Annotated in this window: 21 protein-coding genes; 11 read left to right on the top strand and 10 right to left on the bottom strand. The window is 35.2% G+C overall.

Annotated elements, in window-relative coordinates; all coding sequences use genetic code 11:
* Positions 1–14: 14 nt before the first annotated feature.
* Together P278_RS05790 and P278_RS05785 are read right to left on the bottom strand one after the other, a co-directional pair.
* Positions 15–500, bottom strand: a complete 486-nt coding sequence (locus tag P278_RS05790; RefSeq protein WP_038263691.1) for a lipocalin family protein — start codon at positions 498–500, stop codon at positions 15–17.
* 80 nt (positions 501–580) lie between these two features.
* Entirely contained in the window at positions 581–2,581 is a 2,001-nt protein-coding gene (locus P278_RS05785; protein WP_038263688.1) for an alpha-ketoacid dehydrogenase subunit alpha/beta, read from the bottom strand.
* Positions 2,582–2,742: 161 nt separating this feature from the next.
* Here P278_RS05785 and P278_RS05780 point away from each other — a divergent pair, with 161 nt between their 5' ends.
* From P278_RS05780 to P278_RS05760, 5 genes are all read left to right on the top strand, one after another.
* Positions 2,743–3,693 (top strand): isopenicillin N synthase family dioxygenase, encoded by a 951-nt coding sequence (locus tag P278_RS05780; RefSeq protein WP_038263686.1) that lies wholly within the window; start codon positions 2,743–2,745, stop codon positions 3,691–3,693.
* A 60-nt stretch (positions 3,694–3,753) separates the two neighbouring features.
* Complete coding sequence (locus P278_RS05775) at positions 3,754–4,080, top strand: translation initiation factor (RefSeq protein WP_038263684.1); 327 nt, start codon at positions 3,754–3,756, stop codon at positions 4,078–4,080.
* Positions 4,081–4,159: 79 nt separating this feature from the next.
* Entirely contained in the window at positions 4,160–5,092 is a 933-nt protein-coding gene (locus tag P278_RS05770) for a DUF1835 domain-containing protein (protein ID WP_038263682.1), read from the top strand.
* Positions 5,093–5,114: 22 nt separating this feature from the next.
* A complete protein-coding gene (locus tag P278_RS05765; RefSeq protein ID WP_038263679.1) occupies positions 5,115–5,984 on the top strand; it encodes a nucleoside phosphorylase in 870 nt (289 codons plus the stop codon).
* Positions 5,984–6,829, top strand: coding sequence for a substrate-binding domain-containing protein (locus tag P278_RS05760; protein WP_038263676.1), 846 nt, complete (start codon positions 5,984–5,986; stop codon positions 6,827–6,829). The genes P278_RS05765 and P278_RS05760 overlap by 1 nt, the downstream gene beginning before the upstream one ends.
* A gap of 5 nt (positions 6,830–6,834) precedes the next feature.
* Here the strand turns inward: P278_RS05760 and P278_RS05755 are convergent, their stop codons facing one another.
* Entirely contained in the window at positions 6,835–8,925 is a 2,091-nt protein-coding gene (locus P278_RS05755) for a polysaccharide lyase family 8 super-sandwich domain-containing protein (protein ID WP_038265300.1), read from the bottom strand.
* A gap of 75 nt (positions 8,926–9,000) precedes the next feature.
* Positions 9,001–9,666 carry a uracil-DNA glycosylase gene (locus P278_RS05750; protein ID WP_038263672.1) on the bottom strand — a complete coding sequence of 222 codons (666 nt, stop codon included), beginning with the start codon at positions 9,664–9,666 and terminating at the stop codon, positions 9,001–9,003.
* 119 nt (positions 9,667–9,785) lie between these two features.
* On the opposite strand from P278_RS05750, the gene P278_RS05745 reads away from it, so the two are divergent.
* From P278_RS05745 to P278_RS05735, 3 genes are read left to right on the top strand one after another with little or no spacing between them, the layout of a single operon-like run.
* Positions 9,786–11,957, top strand: coding sequence for an endonuclease MutS2 (locus tag P278_RS05745; RefSeq protein WP_038265296.1), 2,172 nt, complete (start codon positions 9,786–9,788; stop codon positions 11,955–11,957).
* Between the two features lies 1 nt (position 11,958).
* Positions 11,959–12,375 (top strand): thiol-disulfide oxidoreductase DCC family protein, encoded by a 417-nt coding sequence (locus P278_RS05740; RefSeq protein WP_038263669.1) that lies wholly within the window; start codon positions 11,959–11,961, stop codon positions 12,373–12,375.
* Positions 12,376–12,426: 51 nt separating this feature from the next.
* Complete coding sequence (locus P278_RS05735; RefSeq protein WP_038263666.1) at positions 12,427–14,280, top strand: DUF4139 domain-containing protein; 1,854 nt, start codon at positions 12,427–12,429, stop codon at positions 14,278–14,280.
* 15 nt (positions 14,281–14,295) lie between these two features.
* Here the strand turns inward: P278_RS05735 and P278_RS05730 are convergent, their stop codons facing one another.
* From P278_RS05730 to aroC, 4 genes are all read right to left on the bottom strand, one after another.
* Positions 14,296–15,033 carry an alpha/beta hydrolase gene (locus P278_RS05730; RefSeq protein ID WP_038263663.1) on the bottom strand — a complete coding sequence of 246 codons (738 nt, stop codon included), beginning with the start codon at positions 15,031–15,033 and terminating at the stop codon, positions 14,296–14,298.
* On the bottom strand, positions 15,033–15,908 hold the full coding sequence (locus P278_RS05725) for an alpha/beta hydrolase (protein WP_038263660.1): 876 nt from the start codon (positions 15,906–15,908) through the stop codon (positions 15,033–15,035). The genes P278_RS05730 and P278_RS05725 overlap by 1 nt, the downstream gene beginning before the upstream one ends.
* Before the next feature lie 137 nt (positions 15,909–16,045).
* Positions 16,046–17,362, bottom strand: a complete 1,317-nt coding sequence (locus tag P278_RS05720) for a dicarboxylate/amino acid:cation symporter (protein WP_038263658.1) — start codon at positions 17,360–17,362, stop codon at positions 16,046–16,048.
* Between the two features lie 25 nt (positions 17,363–17,387).
* Entirely contained in the window at positions 17,388–18,452 is a 1,065-nt protein-coding gene (gene aroC, locus P278_RS05715) for a chorismate synthase (RefSeq protein ID WP_038263656.1), read from the bottom strand.
* Positions 18,453–18,637: 185 nt separating this feature from the next.
* Between aroC and P278_RS05710 the strand changes: the two genes are divergently transcribed.
* On the top strand, positions 18,638–19,468 hold the full coding sequence (locus P278_RS05710; RefSeq protein ID WP_038265294.1) for a UDP-2,3-diacylglucosamine diphosphatase: 831 nt from the start codon (positions 18,638–18,640) through the stop codon (positions 19,466–19,468).
* A 7-nt stretch (positions 19,469–19,475) separates the two neighbouring features.
* Here the strand turns inward: P278_RS05710 and P278_RS05705 are convergent, their stop codons facing one another.
* Together P278_RS05705 and P278_RS05700 are read right to left on the bottom strand one after the other, a co-directional pair.
* Complete coding sequence (locus tag P278_RS05705; RefSeq protein WP_038263653.1) at positions 19,476–20,264, bottom strand: glycoside hydrolase family 16 protein; 789 nt, start codon at positions 20,262–20,264, stop codon at positions 19,476–19,478.
* Positions 20,265–20,274: 10 nt separating this feature from the next.
* A complete protein-coding gene (locus P278_RS05700) occupies positions 20,275–23,172 on the bottom strand; it encodes an FAD-binding and (Fe-S)-binding domain-containing protein (protein WP_038263650.1) in 2,898 nt (965 codons plus the stop codon).
* Positions 23,173–23,238: 66 nt separating this feature from the next.
* Here P278_RS05700 and P278_RS05695 point away from each other — a divergent pair, with 66 nt between their 5' ends.
* Together P278_RS05695 and P278_RS05690 are read left to right on the top strand one after the other, a co-directional pair.
* Complete coding sequence (locus tag P278_RS05695; protein ID WP_038263645.1) at positions 23,239–23,736, top strand: hypothetical protein; 498 nt, start codon at positions 23,239–23,241, stop codon at positions 23,734–23,736.
* 126 nt (positions 23,737–23,862) lie between these two features.
* Positions 23,863–24,972: a TlpA disulfide reductase family protein gene (locus tag P278_RS05690; RefSeq protein WP_038263642.1), complete on the top strand. Its 1,110-nt coding sequence runs from the start codon at positions 23,863–23,865 to the stop codon at positions 24,970–24,972.
* Positions 24,973–25,126 lie beyond the last annotated feature (154 nt).

The following is a 25,126-nucleotide window of genomic DNA, read 5'->3' as shown; positions in this document are numbered from 1 at the left end:
TTGTTTATTTTTATTTATAAAGATTTTCTACTGTATTCAAGCGCTATAGTGACAATATCACCATCTACATTGACATCAGTAGTGAGTTTCATTTGATTCTGATTTAGTGAGGCTACCTTAAAAACATAGCCATATCCTCCGTTTAAATCATTTTTCTTTTCATCGATATACTTGAACTGGAATTGAGAAGGCACTCCATTTACATCTTGAATAGACCAACGAATATTTCTTTGTCCGGTTGGACATCCATCATTCATGATATTATAGAATCCTGTACTATTGTTAGATCTGAAAAACCATTCACTGCCTTTGAAACATTTTGAATCTGCATCATTAAATAAGGTAGATTTAAAGTATCCTTGAGTTCCTTCATAAGAAACATCTGTCAACTCCCAAGTGCCATCTATAGATTTTCTCGTCTCTTTATTTTCTTTACTCAAACTACATGAATACAGAATTAAAGAACAAATTGTAATTAGTAAGATGTGTTTTTTATTCATAAGATTTTAATATTAGTTCTACTAAAGATACGTAAAAAATATCCTGTTAAGATTACGAAACCTTAAGATTTCACATTTTATTAATATTTTAAAAGCTCCAATAAAGCCACTTCAAAATAGGTCCTTCCTAAAAATTGATTTTCTAATTCCTTTGCAAAAGGAATAGGGGTTTCGAGACTACCAATTCTCTTAACCGGAGCATCAAGATACTCAAAACAATTCTCCATTATTATAGAAGAAATTTCACTGGCCATTCCACCAAACAAGGTATCCTCCTGTAAAATAATTGCTTTCCCCGTTTTCTTTACGGATTGTATGATTGAAGATACATCCAAAGGTTGTAAAGTTCTTAAATCGATGAGATCAGCGTCTATATCGTCATGACTGTTTAATACATCTAAAGCCCAGTGAATACCTGCCCCATATGATATTATGGTAATATCTTTTCCTTCTTTTAAAACAGCTGCCTCGCCAAATGGAATAGTATAATAGTTCTCAGGAACTTCCTGATAGATGCTTCTGTATAATCCTTTATGTTCGAAAAACATAACCGGATTCGGATCGTTGACCGCTGTATTTAATAAGCCTTTTGCATCTCGTGGAAAAGCAGGATATACCACCTTTAATCCCGGGGTTTTTGTAAACCAGGCCTCGTTTGTCTGGGAATGAAAAGGACCGGCTCCTACTCCAGCACCACATGGCATTCTAATAACAACATCTGCATTTTCATTCCATCTATAGTGCGATTTTGCCAAATAATTTACAATCGGATTAAATCCTGATGAAACAAAGTCAGCAAACTGCATTTCAACAATTGCTTTCATCCCGTTTATGGAGAGTCCCATAGCTGTAGAAACAATTCCGGATTCACAAATTGGAGTGTTTCTGACCCTATCTTTCCCAAAGGATTCAACAAAGCCTTCTGTTATTTTAAAAACACCTCCATATTCAGCTATATCCTGTCCCATGATAACTAAATTGTCATGCTTTTCCATGCTCTGTTTTAATCCTTCCGAGATAGCATCTACCAAACGTATGTTTTTACAGTTATCTGATTCTTTAACATACTCATAATCAAAATCCTTGTAAACATCATTTAACTCAATACTTCGAGAAGGAGTGATTGCTTTTTGATCGTATGCCCGGTTTAAATTTTCATCTATCTCTAGTTTGATATTACGCTTTAATTCCTCATCGATTTTGTCATTTAAGAGTCCTAAATCATAAAGGTGGTTTTTATAATTTGCAATTGGATCCTTAAGTGCCCATTCGTTCAATAATTCTTGCGGAACGTATTTTGTTCCACTCGCTTCCTCATGTCCCCGCATTCTGAATGTTTTGAATTCAATTAACACGGGCCTTGGATTTGACCGAATATCTTCAGCTATGGTTGAAATCGTACTATACACTTCCAGAATATTATTACCATCAATAAGGTGTCCTTCAATTCCGTATCCGGTAGCTCTATCAACGAGGTTCTCACAATTGTACTGTTCCTTTACCGGAGTGGAAAGCCCATATCCATTATTTTCAATACAGAAAAGCACCGGTAAATTCCAAACAGATGCAATATTAAGTGCTTCGTGAAAGTCTCCTTCACTCGTACCTCCTTCTCCGGTAAAAACTGCTGTTATTTTCTTTCTATTGTTCAACAGATCTCCGAGTGCAATACCGTCGGCCACCCCTAATTGAGGTCCTAAATGAGAAATCATGCCAACAATTTTATATTCCTGGGTTCCGAAATGAAAACTTCTATCTCTGCCTTTGGTAAAACCTCCTTCTTTACCCTGCCACTGCTCAAATAATCGATGTAAAGGAATATTCCTTGCTGTAAATACCCCTAGATTTCGATGCATAGGTAAAATGTATTCATCTTCCATCAATGCCTTGGTTACACCAACCGAAATGGCTTCCTGACCGATCCCGCTAAACCATTTTGATATTTTGCCTTGTCTCAGTAAAACCAGCATTTTTTCTTCAATCATTCTGGGCTTAAGCATTCCCTTGTATAACTCAAGGAGCTTTTCGTTAGCAAGGTCATTGCTATTGAATTCTATATGTGTATTTGATACTGTTTTCATTACGACTTGTGAGATTAACACTCAAATGTAGAAAAAATTAACAATCAGCTGTATGAAAGTTATATTTTTTTAGTCTGTTAATATTTATGTTATAAAAATGGCAACATTATTCCCTACATTTGTGTTAACAGACTTTACAGACTAATTAAACACACATAATTATGAGTAATATACCCAGCGTCGATTTAAGAGATTTCTTATCAGATGATCCTGCTAGAAAACAAAAGTTTATCGATGAAATAGGAGCTGCTTATGAGGATATAGGTTTTGTAGCCTTAAAGGGACACTTTTTATCTGATCAACTCGTCAAGGATTTATATGAGGAAATAAAAAATTTCTTTGCATTACCACAAGACGTAAAGGATAAATATGAAATACCGGGTATTGGAGGGCAAAGAGGATATACTTCTTTTGGAAAAGAAACGGCTAAAGGATTTAAAAAACCTGATCTCAAGGAGTTTTGGCATTTTGGACAGTATGTTGAAGGTGATCCGAAATTAGAAAAGGAGTATCCTGACAATGTAATCGTTGAGGAACTTCCGAAATTCAATGAAGTGGGTGAAGAAACCTATAAAATGTTGGAAAAAACAGGGCAATACGTATTAAGGGCTTTGGCATTACATCTCGGATTAGAAGAAACTTATTTTGACAAATACATCAAGAATGGTAATTCTATTTTACGTCCGATACACTACCCGCCAATTACGGAAGAACCTGATAATGCAGTTAGAGCAGCGGCCCATGGTGATATTAATTTAATAACCTTACTCATGGGAGCTCAGGGTAAAGGGTTACAGGTACAAAACCATCAGGGAGATTGGGTTGATGCTATCGCCCAACCCGATGAGCTAATGATCAATGTGGGAGATATGTTATCGCGACATTCCAATAACCGTTTAAAATCAACGATTCACAGGGTCGTTAATCCGCCGAAAGAAATGTGGAGTACTTCCAGATATTCGATTCCATTTTTTATGCACCCTATTAGTGAGATGCCGTTAGATTGCCTTGAGAATTGTATTGATGCAACACACCCAAAACTCTATGAAGATATTACGGCGGGTGAATTTTTACATGAACGACTCGTAGAGCTTGGTTTAATTAAAGAATAAAAAACAATAAAATGAATGAAGAACAGTTTTAAAACCAGCAACTAACTTCATTTTACGATTATGGATTTACAGGATCAGTTAAAAAATTTATTTCCAGATCACGTGCCATCTGAGGAAGATCAAAAGGAAGAACAAAGTAACGTCTGGCTTCAGGATGAACCTCTTTTGTGTAAATATGAAAAGAGAAAGGGAAAACCGGTTACTATAATCGCCGGATACAATGGTGCGGATAACGATTTTAAGACCCTTGCCAAAGAAATTAAGACCATGTTAAGCGTTGGAGGGAGCTTTAAAAATGATGAAATACTCATTCAAGGAGATTACCGTGATAAAATAATGGATTTCTTAAAGAAAAAAGGATTTAATGTAAAAAGAGTTGGAGGCTAATCTTAACATTTTTTGTTGTGGTGTGTTATATGAAATTTATAATTTTATCATTACTTAATCAAACCTTAACATTATACTAATGAGTAAGATACTGCACATAACTAATGGTGATTCCTTTACTTCATATTTGGAAAAACTAGGCATACAAGGTGATATTATTACCTGGCGTGAAATGCTGTGTGAGGGTAAAACCACTACTGATGTTGGAAGTGAGTATTTTTGGAGAAATCGTTATGACTATCTCAAAAACACCTACAAAATAAGCAAAGAACGTTTTGTTCAGTTTACTTTAAAGGAATATCGAAGATTATGTAATCAAAAAAGCCAAAGAGAAATTGTTCTTTGGTTTGAATACGACCTGTTTTGTCAGGTAAATATGATTGCAGTATTGAGTTGGTTGCATAAAAACAGAAAGGGTGTACCCGTTTCACTGGTTTGCTCTGGAATTGAGGATGCCTCTGATAAACTTTTTGGTTTAAGTGAACTTCCCGGGAATCATTTAAAAAAGTTATTTAAAGAACGAATTAGGTTAACCATAGATGATATTGAATATGCCGATTATATCTGGCAACTGTATTGCGGAGATAACCCAATTCAACTGTATTCAGCTATTCAGCAGAATTCTTCCCAATTAAAGTACCTTACACCTGCCCTACTGACTCATTTACATCGTTTCCCTACTGTTGAAAATGGACTTAATGAACTTGAAAACAAGACCCTTCAATCTGCCAGAAATTTTAAGATTAAAAGTAAAGAAGAGCTTATAAGACACATGTTGAATGACCAGGGTTATTATGGTTTTAGTGACTTGCAATACAAAAAGCTGATAACCAATTTACGTCCATTATTCATATCATTCCACCCTGCTAAGCTTACCAAATTGGGAAATGAAGTGGTTGACAACATTACCAACTATTATGGAAGTATTAAAGATGAAAATGTTTATTTAGGTGGTGCCCCAAAATATTCTTTTCTTTACCATACCGAAACTAATAAACTATTAAAGTTATAGTGTCCTTTTAAAATTATTCTAAGTGAGTCTAGAACCTTCAGAATTAATACTAAATCCGGATGGTAGTATTTATCATCTGAACCTCCTGCCTGAGGATATTGCAGATACTGTAATTACTGTTGGAGATCCTGATCGTGTAACAAGTGTTTCCCGGTATTTTGATCGTATTGAAATAAAAAAAGGAAAGCGAGAATTCGTTACTCATACCGGCGAATTAAATGGTAAGCGTTTAAGTGTTATTTCAACGGGAATAGGGACAGATAATATAGATATTGTATTAAACGAATTAGATGCTTTAGTAAATATTGATCTTAAGAACAGGCAAATCAAGAATCATTTAAAGTCTATAGATATCATTAGAATAGGGACCTCAGGTTCATTACAACCGGATATCCCTGTAGATTCGTTTTTATTGAGTGAATATGCTATTGGTTTTGATAGTTTACTTCATTATTATCTAAGCAAAGATATTCAACATCAGGCATTACAAGAAGATTTTATAAAGCATACTTTATGGAGTAAACATAAATCTACTCCCTATATCGTAGGATATAATAGTGCCCTGGGCGATTTATTAAATTCGGATCAACTTTATTTAGGTATGACGGGGACTAATGTCGGTTTCTACGGTCCACAGGGTCGTGTTTTGAGACTACCCCTAAGTGATGCCGATTTAAATGATAAATTGGCTTCTTTTGAATATCGAGGGCTAAAAGTCACCAATTTAGAAATGGAAACTGCCGGTATTTATGGTTTAGCTAAATTACTGGGGCATCGAGCAGCATCTATGAACTGTATTATTGCTAACCGTCCGAATGGTACTTTTTCGAAAGACCCAAAAACTTCTGTGGATAACCTCATAAAGTATACCCTGAAAAAATTAACAAATTAATGATAAAAGTAAATATAGCCGGAGTTCCGGAACATTTTAACCTGCCTTGGCATTTAGCCATTGAAGAAGGTGCGTTTGAAGATAGAGGTATTGATTTAGTATGGAATGAGGTTCCTGAGGGAACTGGACGAATGTGTCAGATGCTTCGCAATGGGGATACCGATATAGCCATCATACTTACCGAAGGAATCATAAAGGATATAACCGAAGGAAACCCATCTAAAATAATCCAAAAATACATTGAAAGTCCGCTATTATGGGGAATACATGTTGGTTCCAAATCTGCTTTTAATTCATTGAATGATCTTGAAAAAGGTAAAGTTGCGATTTCAAGATATGGTAGCGGAAGTCATTTAATGGCCTATGTAAATGCAAAGAATCAAGGTTGGAATGTTGATGAGTTACAGTTCGAAGTGATCAACAATTTAAATGGGGCCATCGAGGCTTTAACTAATGGGACTGCCGATTATTTTATGTGGGAACATTTTACGACAAAGCCTATTGTTGATGAAGGAATCTTTAACAGAGTTGGGGACTGCCCTACTCCATGGCCATGTTTTGTAATAGCGGTTAGCGATCAGTTCAATAAAGAAAATCATAACATCGTTAACCATATCCTGGAAGTTATAAATTCTTATACTACTGAATTTAAAGATATACCTAGTATTGACCGAACTATTGCCAATCGATATAATCAACAATTGACCGATATTCAAAAGTGGTTATCCATCACGCAGTGGAGTCAATCTCAGATATCGGAGGCTATGATTGACAAAGTGCAGCATCAACTTTTAGAATTAAATTTAATTAACGACAAGCTTCCATTTAAGAAATTAACCTTTTAAAACAACTATTTTTTCACAGGTATATTTCCTTCAACATCAACCTTAAGGCTAGATCCGGCATAAGGTCCGCCAGGCATGTTGCAAGTTCTGATTAATTGATAATTAGCTTTTTTGATCTTAATGTCGAGTTGTATTTTATTACGAGTTTGAGAAGGATCTGAGATGTATACCTCAGGATTCCCCAGGTCTTTATAATTCAGCATAAGTGCACATGGTGCATCGACTCTAATTTTAATGCCTTCATGTTGAAAGGTTCCCGCTTCATAAAAGATCATTTGTAATAAACTAAGCTGGTTGCTCTTTACGGCTTGTATGGAAGCCTCGTTATACAGTACCTCAATATCTTTTTGGTTGTAATCTTTTAACTGAGCTTCATTACTGATTCCTGGAACCACTATATATTCATACGAAGCGTTACCTGGTTTAATTCCATGATCGAACCAGGCTGTCATGACCTGTTTCGATACTTGATGTGATGATTGGGTATTATTAATTTCATACCAACTCCCTTTTTGTACTCCGGCAGTATACTGCAACTCATTTTTCCTGGGAAAGATATACGTAATTTCGTTGTTTATAATCCATTCAGTTTGTTCGTTTTTTTCATTTTCAAACACCATGAAATTGTTTCCTAAGGAGGTTTGGTCTATGGTTGTAATTATAGGGTTCGTGGTATATGAACGTATATTCGATCCGAGACAAACAATTTCATCGTCAAAAAAGAACCAGGCTTTTTTTGCATGAACCCCATAGTCTTTTAGCCAATACATATGAATTCCATACACATTATTGGAAACACCACCGGTAAAAGATGAATTTCCAGGGATCTGCCATGCTTTGCGAACGGGTATTTCATTGACCATCGGGGCGGTAACACCGGGAATTTTGTTCCAATCCCAAACCGGAAATATATTATAATATTCATCGCCACTAACCCTTATGTTTGTTGCTCCATCAGATAAGAAGTATCCTTTTAGGTTTTCTTTATTACCATTTTCTGTCTTAGAAGTTCTGTTGGAGGAAGTCCTAACGGAAAAACTATAATTGTTGTTTTTATGAATGGTAAAATCAGATCTCCAAAAATGATAATTTTGATTCTTAGGTAACTTTGATTTATAATCGACTTTATTAATTTTGGCTATGGCTCTATCATAAGTCTTACCTCTGGAGGGATCTATAAATTTTAATTTTTCAAGTGTCTTTACAATGTCTTTATCATGTAATCGGTTTTCACGACTAATACCCCTGCCGTTTACGCTATAATCCATATAACCACCATGCAGGGTTTCCACATAGGTATTTAATATAAATTTGGATAATAATTTTAATTTCTCCCCTGTTAAAGCATAAGAGGTCCCCTTAAGATAGGTAGCAACTAAAACTTCATTTTGAACAAAAACGGTACCATAGCCTCCTATGTAAAGTTGAGGCCCGTGTTGTTGATACGAGTAATCATGTTGAAGGCCTTCTTCGGTAGTAAATTTTATAGGATAGAAACTTTCATCTACCCCTTTTTTTAAAACGTTATGGTCTCTTAACAAACAACCCCTGTAAATATAATGAAGTGCAATATCTAATTTATTGGCTCCTGTCCATTTTTCTGGATCCCCACGATGCATTTGTTTGATCAATCGCTTTTCCAACTCTGGATTTAATTCATTATTCCCATGCTCTAACAAGATTAAAATAGCTCCTAGTTGCTGTGGAGCAGCTATTTTGTTGAACCACCAGTTATTACTTTTAGGATCTCTTTCATTCCAATATTTCAGTCCGTTTCTCAATGCATGGAAAACTGCCTCATTTAGATAAAATTTACTTTTAGGATACGTATAACCCAAGGATAACTGATTCAAGTATCTTAAATGTTGTAAGGGTTCCCATAAAGTACGATGTGTTATCGAGTAATCTATATTATCCCAGGAACCATTATTTTCTTGATTTCCGATAATAACTGCTACACTATCATCTAATTTTAGAACATCCTTAATTTTAGTATGCTCCTCTTTTTGGATGTTTTCTATGATCTTATCAAAATCAGTTTGACCATATATTTTGTTGAAGCTTATTATTAAGAGGCAAATTAACCAGAATCTCATTTTACGATTATTCATTATTGGTTGGTAATACAATCGATTGTAAATATACTAAAATAATATAAGTAGATTAATAATCTACCAGCTAACAGGTTCTTTTCCTGCTTCTTTAAGATAGGTGTTGCAAGCGCTAAAATGCTTGTTTCCAAACCAATACCCCCTATTAGCACTTAAAGGTGAGGGATGTCCGGAGGTTAATATTTTATGTTTAGACTTGTCTATGAGCTTACTCTTTTTTTTCGCATATCCACCCCACAGAAGAAAGACCACATTTTCTTTTTGTTCTGAAATGGATCGAATAACAGCATCCGTAAACGTTTCCCATCCCCTATTTTGATGACTACCTGCCTGATTAGCTCTTACGGATAATGTTGCATTAAGTAGCATAACTCCCTGATCTGCCCATCGTTCTAAATTACCACTAACAGGATAAGGAATTCCAAGATCATCATTCACTTCCTTAAAAATGTTAACTAACGACGGTGGATGCGCCATCCCTGGATTGACCGAGAAACAAAGACCATTTGCCTGGCCAGGACCGTGATAAGGATCTTGTCCGATTATAACCACCTTAAGGTCATTAAAGTGACAATGATTGAATGCTGCAAAAATTTTGGTCCTTTCAGGGTAACAGGTATTCTCCTGATATTCAGCGTTCACAAATTCAGTTAACTCGTCAAAATAGGGTTTATTGAACTCTGATTTTAAAATTGATTCCCAATCGGGATGTATATATGCATTCATTCTCATCAAATTATTCTGTGACTAAAATAATATTATCTTTTTAAACTATGAGTCTAACTCCATTGGCATTCTAATGAAATACTTAATTTTGTATGGCCTTAAATGAGGTATATATTGCTATGAATAAGATTCACGACAAAACATTACAAGATTTAGAGTTTTCAACCGTCCTAAATCAAGTTGCCGACAGGTGTACTACTGAATTAGGAAAAGAAGCTGCTTTAGAGATTAAGCCTTTTTCAAAGAGGGACAAGATGATAGAAGCTTTAAATCTCACCAATGAGTATCTATCATCGTTTGATAACAATAATCAAATCCCTAATCATGGATTTGAAGATATTTCGCCTGAAATCAAGTTGTTAAATATCGAGAATACGGTTATTGAAATTAAAGGGTTTAGAAAAATAGGTACTATTTCAGGTACTGTAAATACTCATATCACTTTTTTTAAAAAATTCCATGACTACTATCCTACCCTTTTTAGGACTTCTCAACAAATTGAATTTACAAAGGAAATTATTGAGGAAACAGAAAAGGTCATTGATCGTTTTGGCGAGATTAAAGATGATGCATCTCCCGATTTAAAATACATCCGAATACAGTTAAACGAGGTGAAAAGTAAAATAAATCAAAGCTTCTCCAGAGCTCTGAGTAGTTATATTGCCTCCGGTTATTTAGATGATATCAAAGAATCAGTGGTTGAAAACCGACGAGTTTTAGCGGTAAAAGCCATGTATCGTCGTAAAGTCAAAGGAAGTGTTCTAGGGAGCAGTAAAACAGGGAGTATTGTTTATATTGAACCGGAAGAGACTTTCAGATACAACAGAGAATTAAATAATTTGGAATATGATGAGAAAGAAGAAATAAATCGTATTCTAAAAGGTTTAACCGATTTTCTTCGTCCCTATATTCCCCTTTTACAAGATTATCAAACATATTTAACCTTAATTGATGTCGTATCAGCCAAGGCTAAATATGCATCAGACGTAAATGGAATATTACCTGAAATTGTCGGGCATAAAGAAATGGAACTGATTGATGCCTATCATCCACTTTTATTCCTAACTAATAAAAGAAAGGGTGAAAAGACATATCCTCAATCTATTTCACTTCATAAAGAAAATAGAATCATTGTTATTTCCGGGCCTAATGCCGGGGGGAAAAGTATCACTCTTAAAACTGTCGGATTACTTCAGGTAATGCTTCAGAGTGGAATGTTGGTTTCTGTTCATCCAAGAAGTAAAATGTGCTTATTCAATAGGGTTTTAACGGATATAGGAGACAATCAGTCTATTGAAAATCATTTGAGCACCTACAGCTACCGATTAAAGAACATGAATTACTTTTTAAAGAAGTGTAATGATCAAACTTTATTTTTAATTGATGAATTTGGCACCGGTAGTGACCCCGAATTGGGTGGTGCTCTGGCAGAAACCTTTCTCGAGGAATTTTATCACCGTGACGCTTTTGGTATTATTACAACTCATTATGCAAACCTTAAAATGTTGGCTGATGAACTTCCTTACACTACTAACGCGAACATGATGTTTGACAACAACACTTTAGAGCCTGTTTTTAAACTTGTTGTCGGTCAGCCCGGGAGTTCATTCACATTTGAGGTAGCTCAAAAAAACGGGATCCCTTATAGCTTAATTAATAGGGCGAAGAAAAAAATTGAACGCGGAAAGGTTCGATTTGACAGAACGATTGCAAAGCTTCAAAAAGAACATCGTCAGATGTCCAAAACCTCTTCACAATTAAAAGAAGAAGAAGTTAAGGCCCGTGAGGAGGCAAGGAGACTAGATGAACTTAACAGTAAAATAAAAAATAAACTAGAAAGCTATCAGCAGTTGTACGATCATAACCAGCGCATGATTTATTTAGGAAATAAGGTAAATGATATTGCTGAAAAGTATTTTTATAACAAAAAGAAACGTCCGCTAATTTCCGAATTTTTGAGAATTGTTGAAACAGAAAACTCTAAGCGAAAACATCAAACAAAAAAGGAAAAGCAAGAAATTAAGGTTAAGAAGCAAACCGTAGAAAAAGAGGTTCAGAAAGAGGTTGCCGTTATTCGAAAAAAGAAAAATGTAGAGAAAAAGAAGAATTTAGAAAAGGAGGTTAACAAACCTAAACCTATTCTTAAAATTGGTGACCGTGTTAGGCTTTTGGACGGGAAGGCAATCGGTAGCATAGACACTATAGAGAAAAATAAGGCCATTGTAAATTATGGTATGTTTACTACCAGTGTAGCATTAGATCAATTAGAACTTGTTGAAGCAAAGAAATGATATGAAAATACCTGATAATAAAAAGATAATTCTATTTGATGGTGTATGCAATTTATGTAATAGCACTGTACTATCTGTAATTAAACGAGACAAAAAAGATTCATTTCGATTTGCTTCATTACAAAGTGATATCGGTATGCAACTTACCAAAGAACGAGGAATCGATACTCAAAAGATAGATTCTATAATTCTAATCGATCCAGGAAGCGCCTATTTTGTAAAATCAACTGCAGCCTTAGAAATTGCAAAAGAATTTGGAGGATTTATGGGCTTTATGGGTTCTGTTTTACTATTTATACCTGGCAGTGTCAGGGATATGGTTTATAATTTTATTGCAAAAAACAGGTATAAGTGGTATGGCAAAAAAGAACAATGTATGGTTCCAACACCGGAGTTGAGGGATAAATTTTTAGACTAGTGTCATAAATGTTAAAGAAATTTCCTTAGATTAGAAATAAAAATTAATCTAATGAGAAAAATATTGTACGTTTTATTATTTAGTACTTCTCTCCTATTTAGTAAAGAAATAAATACAACTTCTAAAATTACAGAGGCCGTTGTTTATCTTTCCGGTGCAGAGATTACAAGGGAGGCTTATTTATCATTAAATTCGGGTAGTAATGATATCACCCTAACAGGTTTATCTCCAAATATTAACTCAAGCACCATTCAAATTAGAGGATTAAAATCAGCTTCAGTATTAGCTATTAATTATGATATAAATTATATGGTAGTAGCTGAAAAGTCTGAAAAAGAAAAGAGTTTAAATGAACTACTAGAAGCTCAAAAAAAATCTAAAAATGAATTAATCAACTTAATAACTGGTTTAGATGAAGAGCTAAAGGTATTGAATACGAACCGAAACCTATCCTCCGAGCAAAAGGGTTTATCTTTAGCCAAAATTCAGGAGATTTCTGACTATTACAGAAGGCGCACTATTTCGATAAAAAATGAAATCTATGATGCAAACGCGTCTATTAAAAAAATTGAAGAAAAATTAACAAAAATCCAGAATGAGCTTAATAAGGTTCTAGAGAACAATAAAGAGAAGCGAGGTGAAATTAAATTAAAACTCAATTCAGAAGAAGAACTGGATTTAAAATTAATAATTTCCTATAACGTAAATGGGGCAGGTTGGTTTCCTGTTTATGATGTAAAATCCGAAAGCACAAAGGCTCCTTTAACTTTTCATTATAAAGCACATGTATATCAAAACACTAGTCAGGATTGGTCGAATGTTAAATTAACTCTTTCTACAGGTGACCCTTCGGTCGATAATACCATGCCGATTATTGAGTCTCATAATCTTAACTTCGTAAACCCCATTAATTATAATAAAAATTCGACCAAAAACAGATTTAATTATAAATATAATCCTATGGTAAACAATATCGTAGGTTATGTTTACGATGAAGAAGGACAACCTTTACCTGGGGTAAATGTATTGATAAAGGGAACATCAACAGGAGTATCAACTGATTTTGATGGAAAATATATAATTAATAATGTGATGGGAGCCAAAGAATTAGAATATAGTTATGTTGGTATGCAGTCACAAACCCTACCGATTTATTCAACCAGAATGAATGTACATTTAGAATATTCCGAAAATCGATTAGATGAAGTGGTAGTTGCGGGATATGCTAAAGCAAATTCGCGTAAAAAAGAAATAATTGAGCAAGTTCAGGAAGAACAACCTGTAACAAAACATGAAAATGTCACTACTACTGTTTTTAAAATATCCAAAAAATACAATATCCCTTCTATTAATGACGTAACGGTAATAGAGATTGATTCATTTACTATAAACGCTGATTATACATACTTTGCTGCACCAGTGATTAACGAAAATGTTTATCTGTTAGCTAAAATAACTGATTGGGAACAATACAATTTACTCCCAGGAGAAGCAAATGTTTATTTCGAGGGGAATTATGCCGGTAAAACATATATAGACCCTAACTCAATAGAAGAGAAATTAAATGTTTCTCTTGGTATTGATCCTAGTGTAGTTGTTGAAAGGAATGAGGCCCGGTACAACAAGAATAAATCATTTATTGGTAATTCCAGAATAGTAGATAAAGCCTTTGAAATTCTGGTTAAAAACAATAAAAACTATGGGATAGAATTAATCTTAAAAGATCGAATTCCTTTAAGCCAGAATAACCAAATTAAAGTTAACGATATTGAGTTTGATGAAGGTGATTACAATACAAAAACTCAGATTATTGAATGGAAAATTACATTGAATAGTAAAGAACAGTCTAAAAAACATTTATCTTATGAACTAAGGTACCCAAAAGGAAAATACATTAACCTTTAATATATAAATTCATTTTTATAAAATCCGATCTAAATACTTATGATAGCCTTCAAAGTTGCGTAAATCGTTGTGCACGGCTCCCTCAATAGTTTTCAACTCTTTACTTTTACTATTTGATAAATGATAAAGTTTTTGTGCAAGTTCATATTTCACTAAAGGATCGTCAGACCCATGTATTATAAATGTTTCACTATTAATCAGTGGCATATTCCTTTCATTTTGAAAGGGATATTTTAATAATAGACTTGTTGGTAAAAACCAAAATTTTGTTTTTGCTACTTCTTCCAGGGTAGTAAAAGTAGATTCCAAAATAAGTTTTTCCGATTTGGTATGAAGTGATGTATAAGAGGCAAAGGCACCACCCAGAGACCTGCCGAACAGGATAATCTTATCTTCGGTAAAAAATTGACAGCAATAGTTATAAAATACCAAAGAGTCTTCAAGCATTTGTGTGTAGGAACGTTCTCCTTTACTTTTTCCATAGCCTCGGTAATCCATCAAGACCACATCATATTTATAAGTACTTGATAGTTGCTCTCCCCAAATACCCCAATAATCAATGTTTCGTGCATTACCATGAAAGTATAATATAATTCCTTTTGAGTCATCTTGCTGAAAGTGTACCCCATGCAGTTTAGCACCATCCTTTGCTTTTAAAAACAACTCTTTAAAGCGTATTTTGAAATTAAATTTATGGTTTTTTGGAAGTTGCTCACTTTTAAAAATTAGTTTTTCCTGTAAATAGTTTAACATCAAAATAATTTTTTACCTTTTTTCTTCTTCTTTCTAAAATTCAAACTCGTTGTCTCAGGGTCTATAGGTTTTGGTCTTTTAGAGTTTAATATTTCCTCTAAAAATCGATGGTACATAGGAAACGTGTGTAAGTTATTATGTCCTCCCCCAATTACAGGGTAAAGTCTGGTTTGTTCCGGTTTGATCTTAGACAATTTAATACTTGTTTTAAACGGAATTAATTTATCATTGGTACCATGAATAATTTTTATGGGACAATTTACCTCTTTCAACGATTTATGCGTCTTTACAGGAAATCGCAGCAATAAAGACATTGGCATAAAGGGTAAAAACCTTTTTGCTATATAACTCACACTGTAATACGGTGCATCTAAAATCAGTAATCTAGGGTTGTTAGTTGCCGCAAGGTAAGCGGCAAACCCCGATCCTAAAGATCTGCCATATAAAACAATATGACTTTCTTCAATTTGTGTTTTCAGTTCATCATAGATATACTGTAAATCATGCTTTATTCCTGCTTCAGATCTTAATCCTGTACTTTTTCCAAAGCCACGGTAATCTATCATTAGTACATCAAAACCATATCGCGTGAAATCTACAGCAAATTTTCCCCAACCTTTTACACTTTTAGAATTCCCCTTCAGATAAAAAACAATCCCTTTCGAGTTCCTGACCTTAAAATGAACTCCATTAATATGGACATGATTCGCTACAGCTATGTTATATTCTTCAAATACCTGATTTTTATATTTATATTCAAAATCCTGAGGAAGTTTTTCTGGTTTGAATATAACTCGTTCCTGTAAAAAATATACTGCTATATTTAATACTATATAAGTCAGTATTACAACGGGTATGACAAACCACCAATTCATCTTCTTATTTGGTTAGAAAGACCTTTGTCTAAAACATATTATTTAAGTTAAACAGAATCTTTATTTAAACCTAATTTTACATATGAAAAAAGCCTGTGAATGTACATTCACAGGCTTAACAATCAATTATTTAAAGTCTATTGTTCCTTAGGCTTATTCTTATAAATATCATCCCAATCTCTTACGTGGGGTTCTCCCAGTTTATCTACCGACTTGGCAACCAGCATCGATACTGCTGCATCTCCAGTAACATTCACAGTTGTTCTACACATATCAAGGGGTCTGTCTACAGCAAAGATGAGAGCTAAACCGGCCTCCGGTATTCCAGCCTGGGCTAAAACAATCACCAGCATTACCATTCCTGCTCCGGGTACTGCTGCACTTCCTATTGATGCTAAAGTGGCGGTCGCTATAATTCCTAATTGCGTGGCAATATCAAGGTTCATACCGAACGCCTGAGCTATAAAGACAGCGGCAACAGCCTGATATAAACTGGTTCCATCCATATTTATCGTAGCCCCTATAGGCAACACAAAACTGGTTACCTCTTCTTCTACTCCAAGATGTTCTTCAACTCTTTCCATGGTGACAGGTAAAGTTGCTGCACTTGAGCTTGTTGAGAATGCCAGTAATTGAGCCGGAGAAATACCATTCAGGAAGAATTTTGGCGTTTTTTTGGTAAATACCCAGACAATTAAGATATATACTCCAATCATTAGACCTAAGCCCAATAATACCGTTATCCCGTACATACCAAGGGCTTTAAATAAATCTGCACTTGGAGCTTCAACCACTAATGCGGCTAGCAAGGCAAAAACACCATATGGTGCTGCCAGCATAATCAGATCTATGAGTTTTAAGATCACTTCATTAAAGCCGTCAAAAAAGGCTTTAACAGGTTTTGCTGTTTCTTCAGGAATAAGAATGAGGCCTATTCCAAAGAAGATGGCAAAGAAAATAACCTGTAACATATTACCATTATCGCTGGCTGCATTAAAAATATTACTTGGAACTAAATCTTCCAGGGCCTGTAATGGTCCTGCTTCTTTTTGCTTTTCGGCATCGGCAATTTTACTGCTTGCATCACCACTATAACTGTCCATTAACTCATTACGAGTTTCTTCTTTTATAGTCTTCCCAGGTTTAATGACATTAACGACTGTTAAACCAATAGAAACAGCTATTACAGTAGTAATGATATAGGTTCCGATGGTCCTTCCTCCCATTTTAGAGAGTTTAGAGATATCTTTAAGATCAGAGACCCCTTTTATAAGGGATGCAAGAATTAAAGGAACAGCAATTAGTTTTAAGGCATTTATAAAAATATTTCCAAATGGTTTAATCCAATCGGTTACAAATTTTGGTCCCCAATCAAATTGAATCATTAGCAGGGCAAAAAGCACCCCAACTAACATTCCCAAAAGTATTTGCCAATGTAAAGCTAGTTTCTTCATAAAGATTATTTTAGGTTTTTGAGCTTTATATTTTAGAAGCTCTATTTAAAAGGTAGTAGTCCGCAAGTACCAATGCTGCCATAGCCTCAACGATAGGAACAGCTCTAGGCACTACACAAGGGTCGTGTCGACCTTTTCCTTGCATCTCGACTATATTACCTTCTTTATCTATTGTTTCGTAAGATTGAATAAGCGTAGCTACCGGTTTGAATGCCACATTAAAATAGATGTCCATTCCATTACTAATTCCTCCTTGTATCCCACCACTAAAATTAGTTTTGGTAGTACCGTCGGTATTAAACTTATCATTGTGGTCACTACCCTTCATCCTGGAACCTTCAAAACCACTTCCATATTCAAAACCTTTAACCGCATTAATAGAAAGCATAGCCTTTCCGAGTTCAGCATGCAGTTTGTCAAAAACCGGTTCACCCAATCCAATAGGTGTATTTTTTATAACGCAAGTGACAACACCACCTACGGTATCTCCCTGTTTACGAATTTCTTTTATATAGGATTCCATTTCTGAAGCCTTTTCAGCATCAGGACATCTGACTATGTTGGATTCAGCTACATTGAGATCTAATTCTTCATAAGGTTTATCCAAAGACATTTCTCCGACTGCGGAAACAAATGCCTGAAAGTTTACATCTCGCAGTACTTGCTTGGCGATAGCTCCAGCTACAACCCTGCAGGCTGTTTCACGGGCAGAACTTCTTCCTCCGCCTCTGTAATCCCTGAAACCATACTTTTGATCGTATACATAATCAGCATGACTAGGACGATAACTGTCCTTTATATGCGAATAGTCGTGAGATTTTTGATTGGTGTTCTCGATGATAAACCCGATAGAAGTCCCTGTTGTTTTTCCTTCGAATATCCCCGACAGGAAACGTACTTCATCAGGTTCTTTACGTTGTGTTACAATAGCCGACTGGCCTGGTTTTCTTCTATCTAAATCTTTTTGAATAGCTTCGAAGTCTATTTCGACACCGGCTGGACATCCATCTATAATACCGCCCAACGCTTCTCCATGTGATTCTCCGAATGTGGTTACCTTAAACAGGTTCCCGAAGGAATTTCCCGCCATATAGTTTTGGTTTTTGTTCAAAAATAAAGCTAAATACAAATAAACAAAAATTAAATACCAGTAAACCTAAATTAATATTCACATTTAATTAGTGATGTTATATTAACAATCTTCTCATATAGAATTAATTACATTTTAATATTTGAGTAAAACGAAGCATGTTTTTTTGTATAAACATTATTGCATTGAGAAAACGTAAAGTTAAAACAGTAGTTATATCGGATGTACATCTCGGAACCTATGGATGCCACGCTGGAGAATTGTTATCTTATTTAAACAGTGTTAATCCGGAGAAGTTAATCCTTAACGGAGATATTATTGATATCTGGCAATTTAGAAAAAGATTTTTCCCAAAAGCTCATTTACAGGTCATAAAAAAGATAATTGATTTATCTACCAAGGGGACCGAGGTCTACTACATTACGGGTAATCACGATGAAATGCTTCGTAAATTCAGTGATGTGTCTATGGGCAATATTCATATTCTGGATAAACTTATTTTGAACCTGGACGGAAAGAAGGCCTGGATATTTCACGGTGATGTTTTTGACGCCTCCATTCAACATACCAAATGGATTGCCAAACTTGGTGGTTGGGGGTATGATTTTCTAATTCTTTTAAACAGGTTTATAAATTGGGTATTGGTTGGATTAGGAAGGGAAAAGTACTCACTATCTAAAAAAATAAAAAACAGTGTCAAAAAGGCCATAAAGTATATTGGGGATTTCGAAAAAGCTGCTGCAGATCTTGCCATTGAAAACGGTTATAAATATGTGATATGCGGACATATTCATCAACCACAAATGGTTCGTAAAACGAATAAACACGGTACCTGCTTGTATTTAAACTCCGGAGATTGGGTTGAAAATTTAACTGCATTAGAGTATCACGACAAGCGATGGGAACTCTATCATTTCAGTAACGACAAATTGAGTCCGTTTTACTCTGACGAAGACTTGAAATCATTAAATTATAAAGAGTTACTCGCAGCCATTACGATCACTGGTAAAAAATAGGTTACTTTTATTGATAAACCTTAACCCAGTCAATGATCATTTCTACCGGCAGGTCTTTAGGATCCGCCTCTCCTACCCAACTTCCTTCTATTTGCATGTCTATCATTAAATAGAATGGCTGGTCGAAAGGCCATTGGGTTTTATCCACATTATCTAATCGCGGATATTCAAAGGTTTTTTTACCGTTTAAGGTGAAAACCAATTTATCGGGATACCACTCTAATCCATACACGTTAAAGTTTTCAGTATTGACTTCTGTTGTACTATAATAGGGAGGATTTTCTTTCTCTTTTAAGACTAAGGTGTAATACGAGTGCACTGTTTGATAGATCTTGTTTTCATAGTTCAGGTGTTCCATAATATCAATTTCTCCATTTCTTGGATACTTTCCATATTTAGGCTGATCTGCCAACATCCAAATCGCAGGCCATACCCCTTTTCCACTATCGAGTTTAGCTTTAATTTCTATTTTACCGTACTGAAAGGAAAACTTCCCTTTGGTTTCTACTCCACCTGTTAAATAAGGAACCGTGTCGTTGATGTGGTCAGGCTTCTGAATACCTTTTAGGTGTAAGTTTCCATTTTTAATTTCAAAGCAGCCTTCATAGTCAGTCATATAATTTCCCCAATCTGCCTTGTTTCTTTTTATTTTGGTCCATTTACTGTGGTCAAGAACCTTGTCTTTGTCAAAATTATCTTCCCAGATTATATTCCATTCCTTTGTACTGAGGGTTTCCATTTTAGACGATTTGCAACCAACTAACAATAGAATTAAAACAGAGATATACTTAAACATAATTCAGGTGTTATATTAATGCTTCTTTTAATATGGTTACCGGGTGTTTCGCTCTGCGTTTGGTTCCGTCATAAATTTGATGTCTACAACTAGTGCCATTTGCTGCTATAATAGTTTCAGGGGCGGTTTTTTCTATGGCGGGAAATAATCTTTGCGAGCCTACCTTCATACTTACCTCATAGTGTTCTTTCTCATATCCAAAAGATCCTGCCATTCCACAACATCCGGAATTTATAATGCTTACCTTAAAGTTATCCGGCAAGTTGAGTATGTCAAACGTAACCTTTTGATTCGATAATGCTTTCTGATGACAATGACCATGAATCTTTATTTCTTTAATTTCTTTGGTAAACATAGAGCTGTTTATCTTACCCTCCTTTATTTCACCGGCAAGAAATTCTTCTATTAAATATGCGTTTTCAGCCACTCTTTTTACATTCGCATCATTCGGTAATAATCTGTAATATTCGTCTCTGAACGATAATATAGCTGAAGGTTCTAAACCGATTAACGGACAACCATCGTCTACTAATTTATTTAGTCTGGTAAGGTTCGTTTTGGCAATTTTTTTGGCTTGAGCTAAAAAGCCTTTTGAAATAAACGTCCTTCCGCTTTCACCGTAATAAAGTTCAACTTCGTAACCTAAAGCTTGAAATAAATCTATGGCATCTTTACCCAGTTCTATGTCTAAAAACTCCGTAAATTCATCAATATACAAAAGCACCTTCCTATTTGTAATATTTTTATTTTTAGCACTTTGAAGGTGCCTGTCGAAATTATAGCTTGAAATTTCAGGAAGCGAACGTTCCGGAGCAACCCCCAATATTCTTTTAACAATTTTTCTCGAGATTGAATTGTTTATTAGAAATGGCAATCTACTTCCCAACTTATTCAGTTTCGTATTATAAGCAAAAGCCTTATCTCTCAGCGTAGTGCCGTTTTCCGATTGGTATTGATATAGAAATTCCGCTTTTAATGATGCAATATCAACATTACTTGGACATTCACTTCCACACGCCTTACAACTAAGGCATAAATCAAAAACCTCTTTAAGCCCTTTATGACTAAAACGATTCTTATTATCACTATTGGTTAAGAATTCACGCAGGGCATTCGCTCTGGCTCTCGTGGTATCCTTTTCATTTTTGGTAGCATGATAACTAGGACACATGGCACCATTTGCATGATGTGTTTTACGGCAATCTCCACTACCATTACACTTTTCTGCAGCTCTTAAGATCCCTTCGGAATCCGAAAAATCCATTAAGGTTTCTATGAGCGGCTCTTGACGATCTTTTTCATATCGCAGTGACTCATCCATGGCTACATAGTTCACTATTTTACCAGGATTAAAGATATTCTCCGGGTCAAATGCCGTTTTAACTTGCTCAAGCAAATTATAATTAGCTTCGCCAATCATAAGTTTTATAAACTCCGATCGCACCCTTCCGTCACCATGTTCTCCACTCATAGATCCTTTATATTTCTTAACCAGCATGGCCACATCGGTAGTAATAGCCCGGAATAAATGAACCCCTTCTGATGTTTTTAAATCGAGGATTGGTCTTAAATGCAGTTCCCCTGCCCCTGCATGTGCATAATAGACTGCCTTTTGATTATATTTCTGCATGATTTGTGCAAACTCATCAATATAATCTGATAAATCTTCAATTGCTACCGCAGTATCTTCTATACAGGCTACTGCTTTATGATCCCCTACGATATTACCCAAAAGTCCAAGTCCTGCTTTTCTGAGCTCCAAAGCCTTATCTATATCCTCTTTATAAAGAGAAGGATGTGCGTAAGACGAAGTTGTCGTTTCAAGTGTCTCGATGAGTTTTCGACGCTGTACTTCAAGCTTTTCAAGGTCATTATCGGCCAGTTCCAGCATTAAAATGGCCTCCGGATCTCCTTCTATAAAAAACCGGTTCGCCACTTGACTTTTATTATTTTTTGTGCAATCGAGGATTACCTTATCCATCATTTCGCAAGTGTATAAGCCATGATTCATAACAGGAACTACGGCTTTACAGGCTTCACTAACACTTTTAAAATGTGCTGCGACCATTACATTATGTTGAGGAGGTAATGGATCAAGTTTGAGTTTTATTTTGGTAGTAAAAGCAAGGGTTCCTTCACTTCCTACCAGCAAAGAACACATATTAAACTTACCGCCATTTTTATTAAAGGGTAGTAATCTTAGTAATTCATCAACGGCATACCCTGTATTTCTTCTATGAATTTCAGGTTTTGGGAACTCACTTTTTATGGTCTGTTGATTCTTCTGGTCATTCAATAAATCAAAAACCGTTCTGTACACTTCACCTTCCAAAGAAGGTAATTCCAATTTTTCTTTAAACTCTTCAGGAAGTAATGGTTTAAAGACAACCTCGGAACCATCAGATAGAAGTACTTCAAGTTCCAGAACCTTGTCTCGTGTTACTCCATATTTAATGGAGGTTGTACCACTGGAATTGTTGCCAACCATACCCCCTATCATACACCTGTTAGCCGTTGAAGTATTCGGACCAAAAAATAAACCATAGGGCTTCAGATACTGATTCAATTCATCTCTGATTACTCCAGGTTGAACGGTAACTGTTTTATTTTGTTCGTCTAATTCCAGTATGTTTGTAAAATATTTCGACACATCAACGACAATACCATCTCCCACACATTGTCCGGCTAAAGACGTACCTGCCGTGCGAGGTATTAATGAAGTGTTTTCTTTCCTGGCGAAATCTATCAACAGTTTTAGATCGTATATATCTTTAGGAAATGAAACAGCGGTTGGTAACTCTCGGTATACCGAAGCATCGGTGGCATAAATAGCTTTATGAAGCGCATCATGGTGTAATTCTCCGTGAAGCTGTTTAACCAGATTATTCAACTTATTTTTAGGATTCATTTTATAAATAAATAAAAATGTTGAACTAAATTAGCGCTGTAAACGTTATTAACAAAAACAATACGTATGAAAAAATTATTTTTTTTAGGTTTACTATCAATTGGATTTGCATTAAACTCTAATGCTCAGGAAGTTTCGGATAATGCCTTAGGTTTGCGCTTAGGTGATAGCGATGGATTTGGCGCAGAGATTTCGTATCAAAGAGCATTGGGAAGAAATATGAATCGATTGGAGTTTGATCTTGGCTGGAGAGATAACAATAATTTTGACGCCTTTAAACTAACTGGATTATATCAATGGGTAATGCCTATTGAGGGAAGATTCAATTGGTATGTTGGTGCCGGTGGTGGTATCGGAAGTGTTGATTTCAACGATGATCGATTTGATGATGACAATGATGGGGCTTTTATTTTCGCTGCTGGTGATGTCGGTATTGAATATAATTTTGACATTCCGCTTTTATTGTCATTGGATTTTAGACCTGAATTAGGATTAGTTGGATATGACGGATTTGATGATGATTTTGATTTTGATATCGCTCTAGGTATCAGGTATCAATTCTAAACATATTTTTAACATATTAAAAGCCTTCTGTTTATAAAGAAGGCTTTTTTTGTTAATGGTTTTTAAATAAACTTTTATAAGTTACTTTAAAGTTTAACTTTGCACAAAGCGAAAAAATAAGATTTAATGAAAAAATTGGGATTATTAATACTTGCTGTTGCTATAACAGCATGTAGTAACGGAGTAGAAAAAAACACTTTTAAGGTTATAGTAGATGCAGGAAGCGTGGAAGATGGTACTAATGTATATCTACAAAAGCCATCGGGAAACACCCCACCTCAGGTGATTGACACTGTACAAGTTACCGAAGGAGAAATAAAGTTCTCTGGTAAAGCAGAAGATCCTACGATGCACTTGATAAGAATAGAAGGTGTACAAGGAGTTGTTCCTTTTGTAGCTGAAGAAGGTGTTATCAATATTACTGCCTACAAAGATAGCTTAAATGCATCTGTTATATCGGGAACTCCATCTAATGAAGATTTCTATAAATACTTGCAAGGCACTAAGCAAATGGGCAAAAAAATTAGTGCTTTAAGAGAAGAATTCAACACTGCGAGGCAAGAAAACGACACAACTTCAATGAAAGCCATTCAAGAAGCTTATATGGAGATTCAAGAAGAGAATAAGGACTATGAATTAAACTTCTTAAAAGAAAATCCTAACTCGTTTATTTCTTTACTGATCATGGAGAGAGTTCTTAACTCTGGTGCTCAGGGACCTGATGTTTTAGCTCCTATTTTTGAAGCCTTTGCTGATAATTTAAAGCAAATGGAACAAGGACAGAACATTAAAGAGAAGTTAACTGAACTTAACAAGTTAAGTGTAGGTGCTGTAGCTCCTGATTTTACTGCTCCTACTGTAGAGGGAGACTCTTTAACTCTTAGTCAAGCAAAAGGGAAAGTTACCTTAATAGATTTCTGGGCTGCATGGTGTAAGCCTTGTAGAGCAGAAAATCCAAATGTTGTAGCCCTATATAATGACTATCACGATAAAGGTCTTAACATTGTTGGTGTTTCTCTAGACAGAAAAGAAGAAGATTGGAAAAAGGCTATTGAAGACGACGGTCTTACCTGGAACCATGTTTCTCACTTAAAATTCTGGCAAGATCCTGTAGCTCAATTATACAATATCAGAGCTATCCCGGCTACGTATCTTATTGATGCGGATGGTAAAATTATTGCCAAAAACCTAAGAGGTGAAGAATTGAGAGCTAAAGTTGCTGAGATTTTAGACTAAGATCAATTAATATTTAAGATATTTACTAAAGCCGCTCAAATGAGTGGCTTTTTTATTTTTCACTATTTCAACGGCTTATGAAAAACATTTAAAATTATATTATTTTTTACTTGCACAGACTAAAAACTGTAGTATATTTGCAACCGCTTAACCA

Source organism: Zhouia amylolytica AD3 (assembly GCF_000511935.2).
Lineage (GTDB): Bacteria > Bacteroidota > Bacteroidia > Flavobacteriales > Flavobacteriaceae > Zhouia > Zhouia amylolytica.
The sequence above is the reverse complement of the archived record's forward strand: the minus strand, read 5'-3'. Positions and strand labels throughout refer to the sequence as shown.

What these genes read in the sequence shown, in the direction of transcription:
- P278_RS05790 (WP_038263691.1), bottom strand. Translation starts at nt 500, where the DNA reads ATGAATAAAAAACACATCTTACTAATTACAATTTGTTCTTTAATTCTG.
- P278_RS05785 (WP_038263688.1), bottom strand. Translation starts at nt 2,581, where the DNA reads ATGAAAACAGTATCAAATACACATATAGAATTCAATAGCAATGACCTT.
- P278_RS05780 (WP_038263686.1), top strand. Translation starts at nt 2,743, where the DNA reads ATGAGTAATATACCCAGCGTCGATTTAAGAGATTTCTTATCAGATGAT.
- P278_RS05775 (WP_038263684.1), top strand. Translation starts at nt 3,754, where the DNA reads ATGGATTTACAGGATCAGTTAAAAAATTTATTTCCAGATCACGTGCCA.
- P278_RS05770 (WP_038263682.1), top strand. Translation starts at nt 4,160, where the DNA reads ATGAGTAAGATACTGCACATAACTAATGGTGATTCCTTTACTTCATAT.
- P278_RS05760 (WP_038263676.1), top strand. Translation starts at nt 5,984, where the DNA reads ATGATAAAAGTAAATATAGCCGGAGTTCCGGAACATTTTAACCTGCCT.
- P278_RS05755 (WP_038265300.1), bottom strand. Translation starts at nt 8,925, where the DNA reads ATGAGATTCTGGTTAATTTGCCTCTTAATAATAAGCTTCAACAAAATA.
- P278_RS05750 (WP_038263672.1), bottom strand. Translation starts at nt 9,666, where the DNA reads ATGAATGCATATATACATCCCGATTGGGAATCAATTTTAAAATCAGAG.
- P278_RS05745 (WP_038265296.1), top strand. Translation starts at nt 9,786, where the DNA reads ATGAATAAGATTCACGACAAAACATTACAAGATTTAGAGTTTTCAACC.
- P278_RS05740 (WP_038263669.1), top strand. Translation starts at nt 11,959, where the DNA reads ATGAAAATACCTGATAATAAAAAGATAATTCTATTTGATGGTGTATGC.
- P278_RS05735 (WP_038263666.1), top strand. Translation starts at nt 12,427, where the DNA reads ATGAGAAAAATATTGTACGTTTTATTATTTAGTACTTCTCTCCTATTT.
- P278_RS05730 (WP_038263663.1), bottom strand. Translation starts at nt 15,033, where the DNA reads ATGTTAAACTATTTACAGGAAAAACTAATTTTTAAAAGTGAGCAACTT.
- P278_RS05725 (WP_038263660.1), bottom strand. Translation starts at nt 15,908, where the DNA reads ATGAATTGGTGGTTTGTCATACCCGTTGTAATACTGACTTATATAGTA.
- P278_RS05720 (WP_038263658.1), bottom strand. Translation starts at nt 17,362, where the DNA reads ATGAAGAAACTAGCTTTACATTGGCAAATACTTTTGGGAATGTTAGTT.
- aroC (WP_038263656.1), bottom strand. Translation starts at nt 18,452, where the DNA reads ATGGCGGGAAATTCCTTCGGGAACCTGTTTAAGGTAACCACATTCGGA.
- P278_RS05705 (WP_038263653.1), bottom strand. Translation starts at nt 20,264, where the DNA reads ATGTTTAAGTATATCTCTGTTTTAATTCTATTGTTAGTTGGTTGCAAA.
- P278_RS05700 (WP_038263650.1), bottom strand. Translation starts at nt 23,172, where the DNA reads ATGAATCCTAAAAATAAGTTGAATAATCTGGTTAAACAGCTTCACGGA.
- P278_RS05695 (WP_038263645.1), top strand. Translation starts at nt 23,239, where the DNA reads ATGAAAAAATTATTTTTTTTAGGTTTACTATCAATTGGATTTGCATTA.
- P278_RS05690 (WP_038263642.1), top strand. Translation starts at nt 23,863, where the DNA reads ATGAAAAAATTGGGATTATTAATACTTGCTGTTGCTATAACAGCATGT.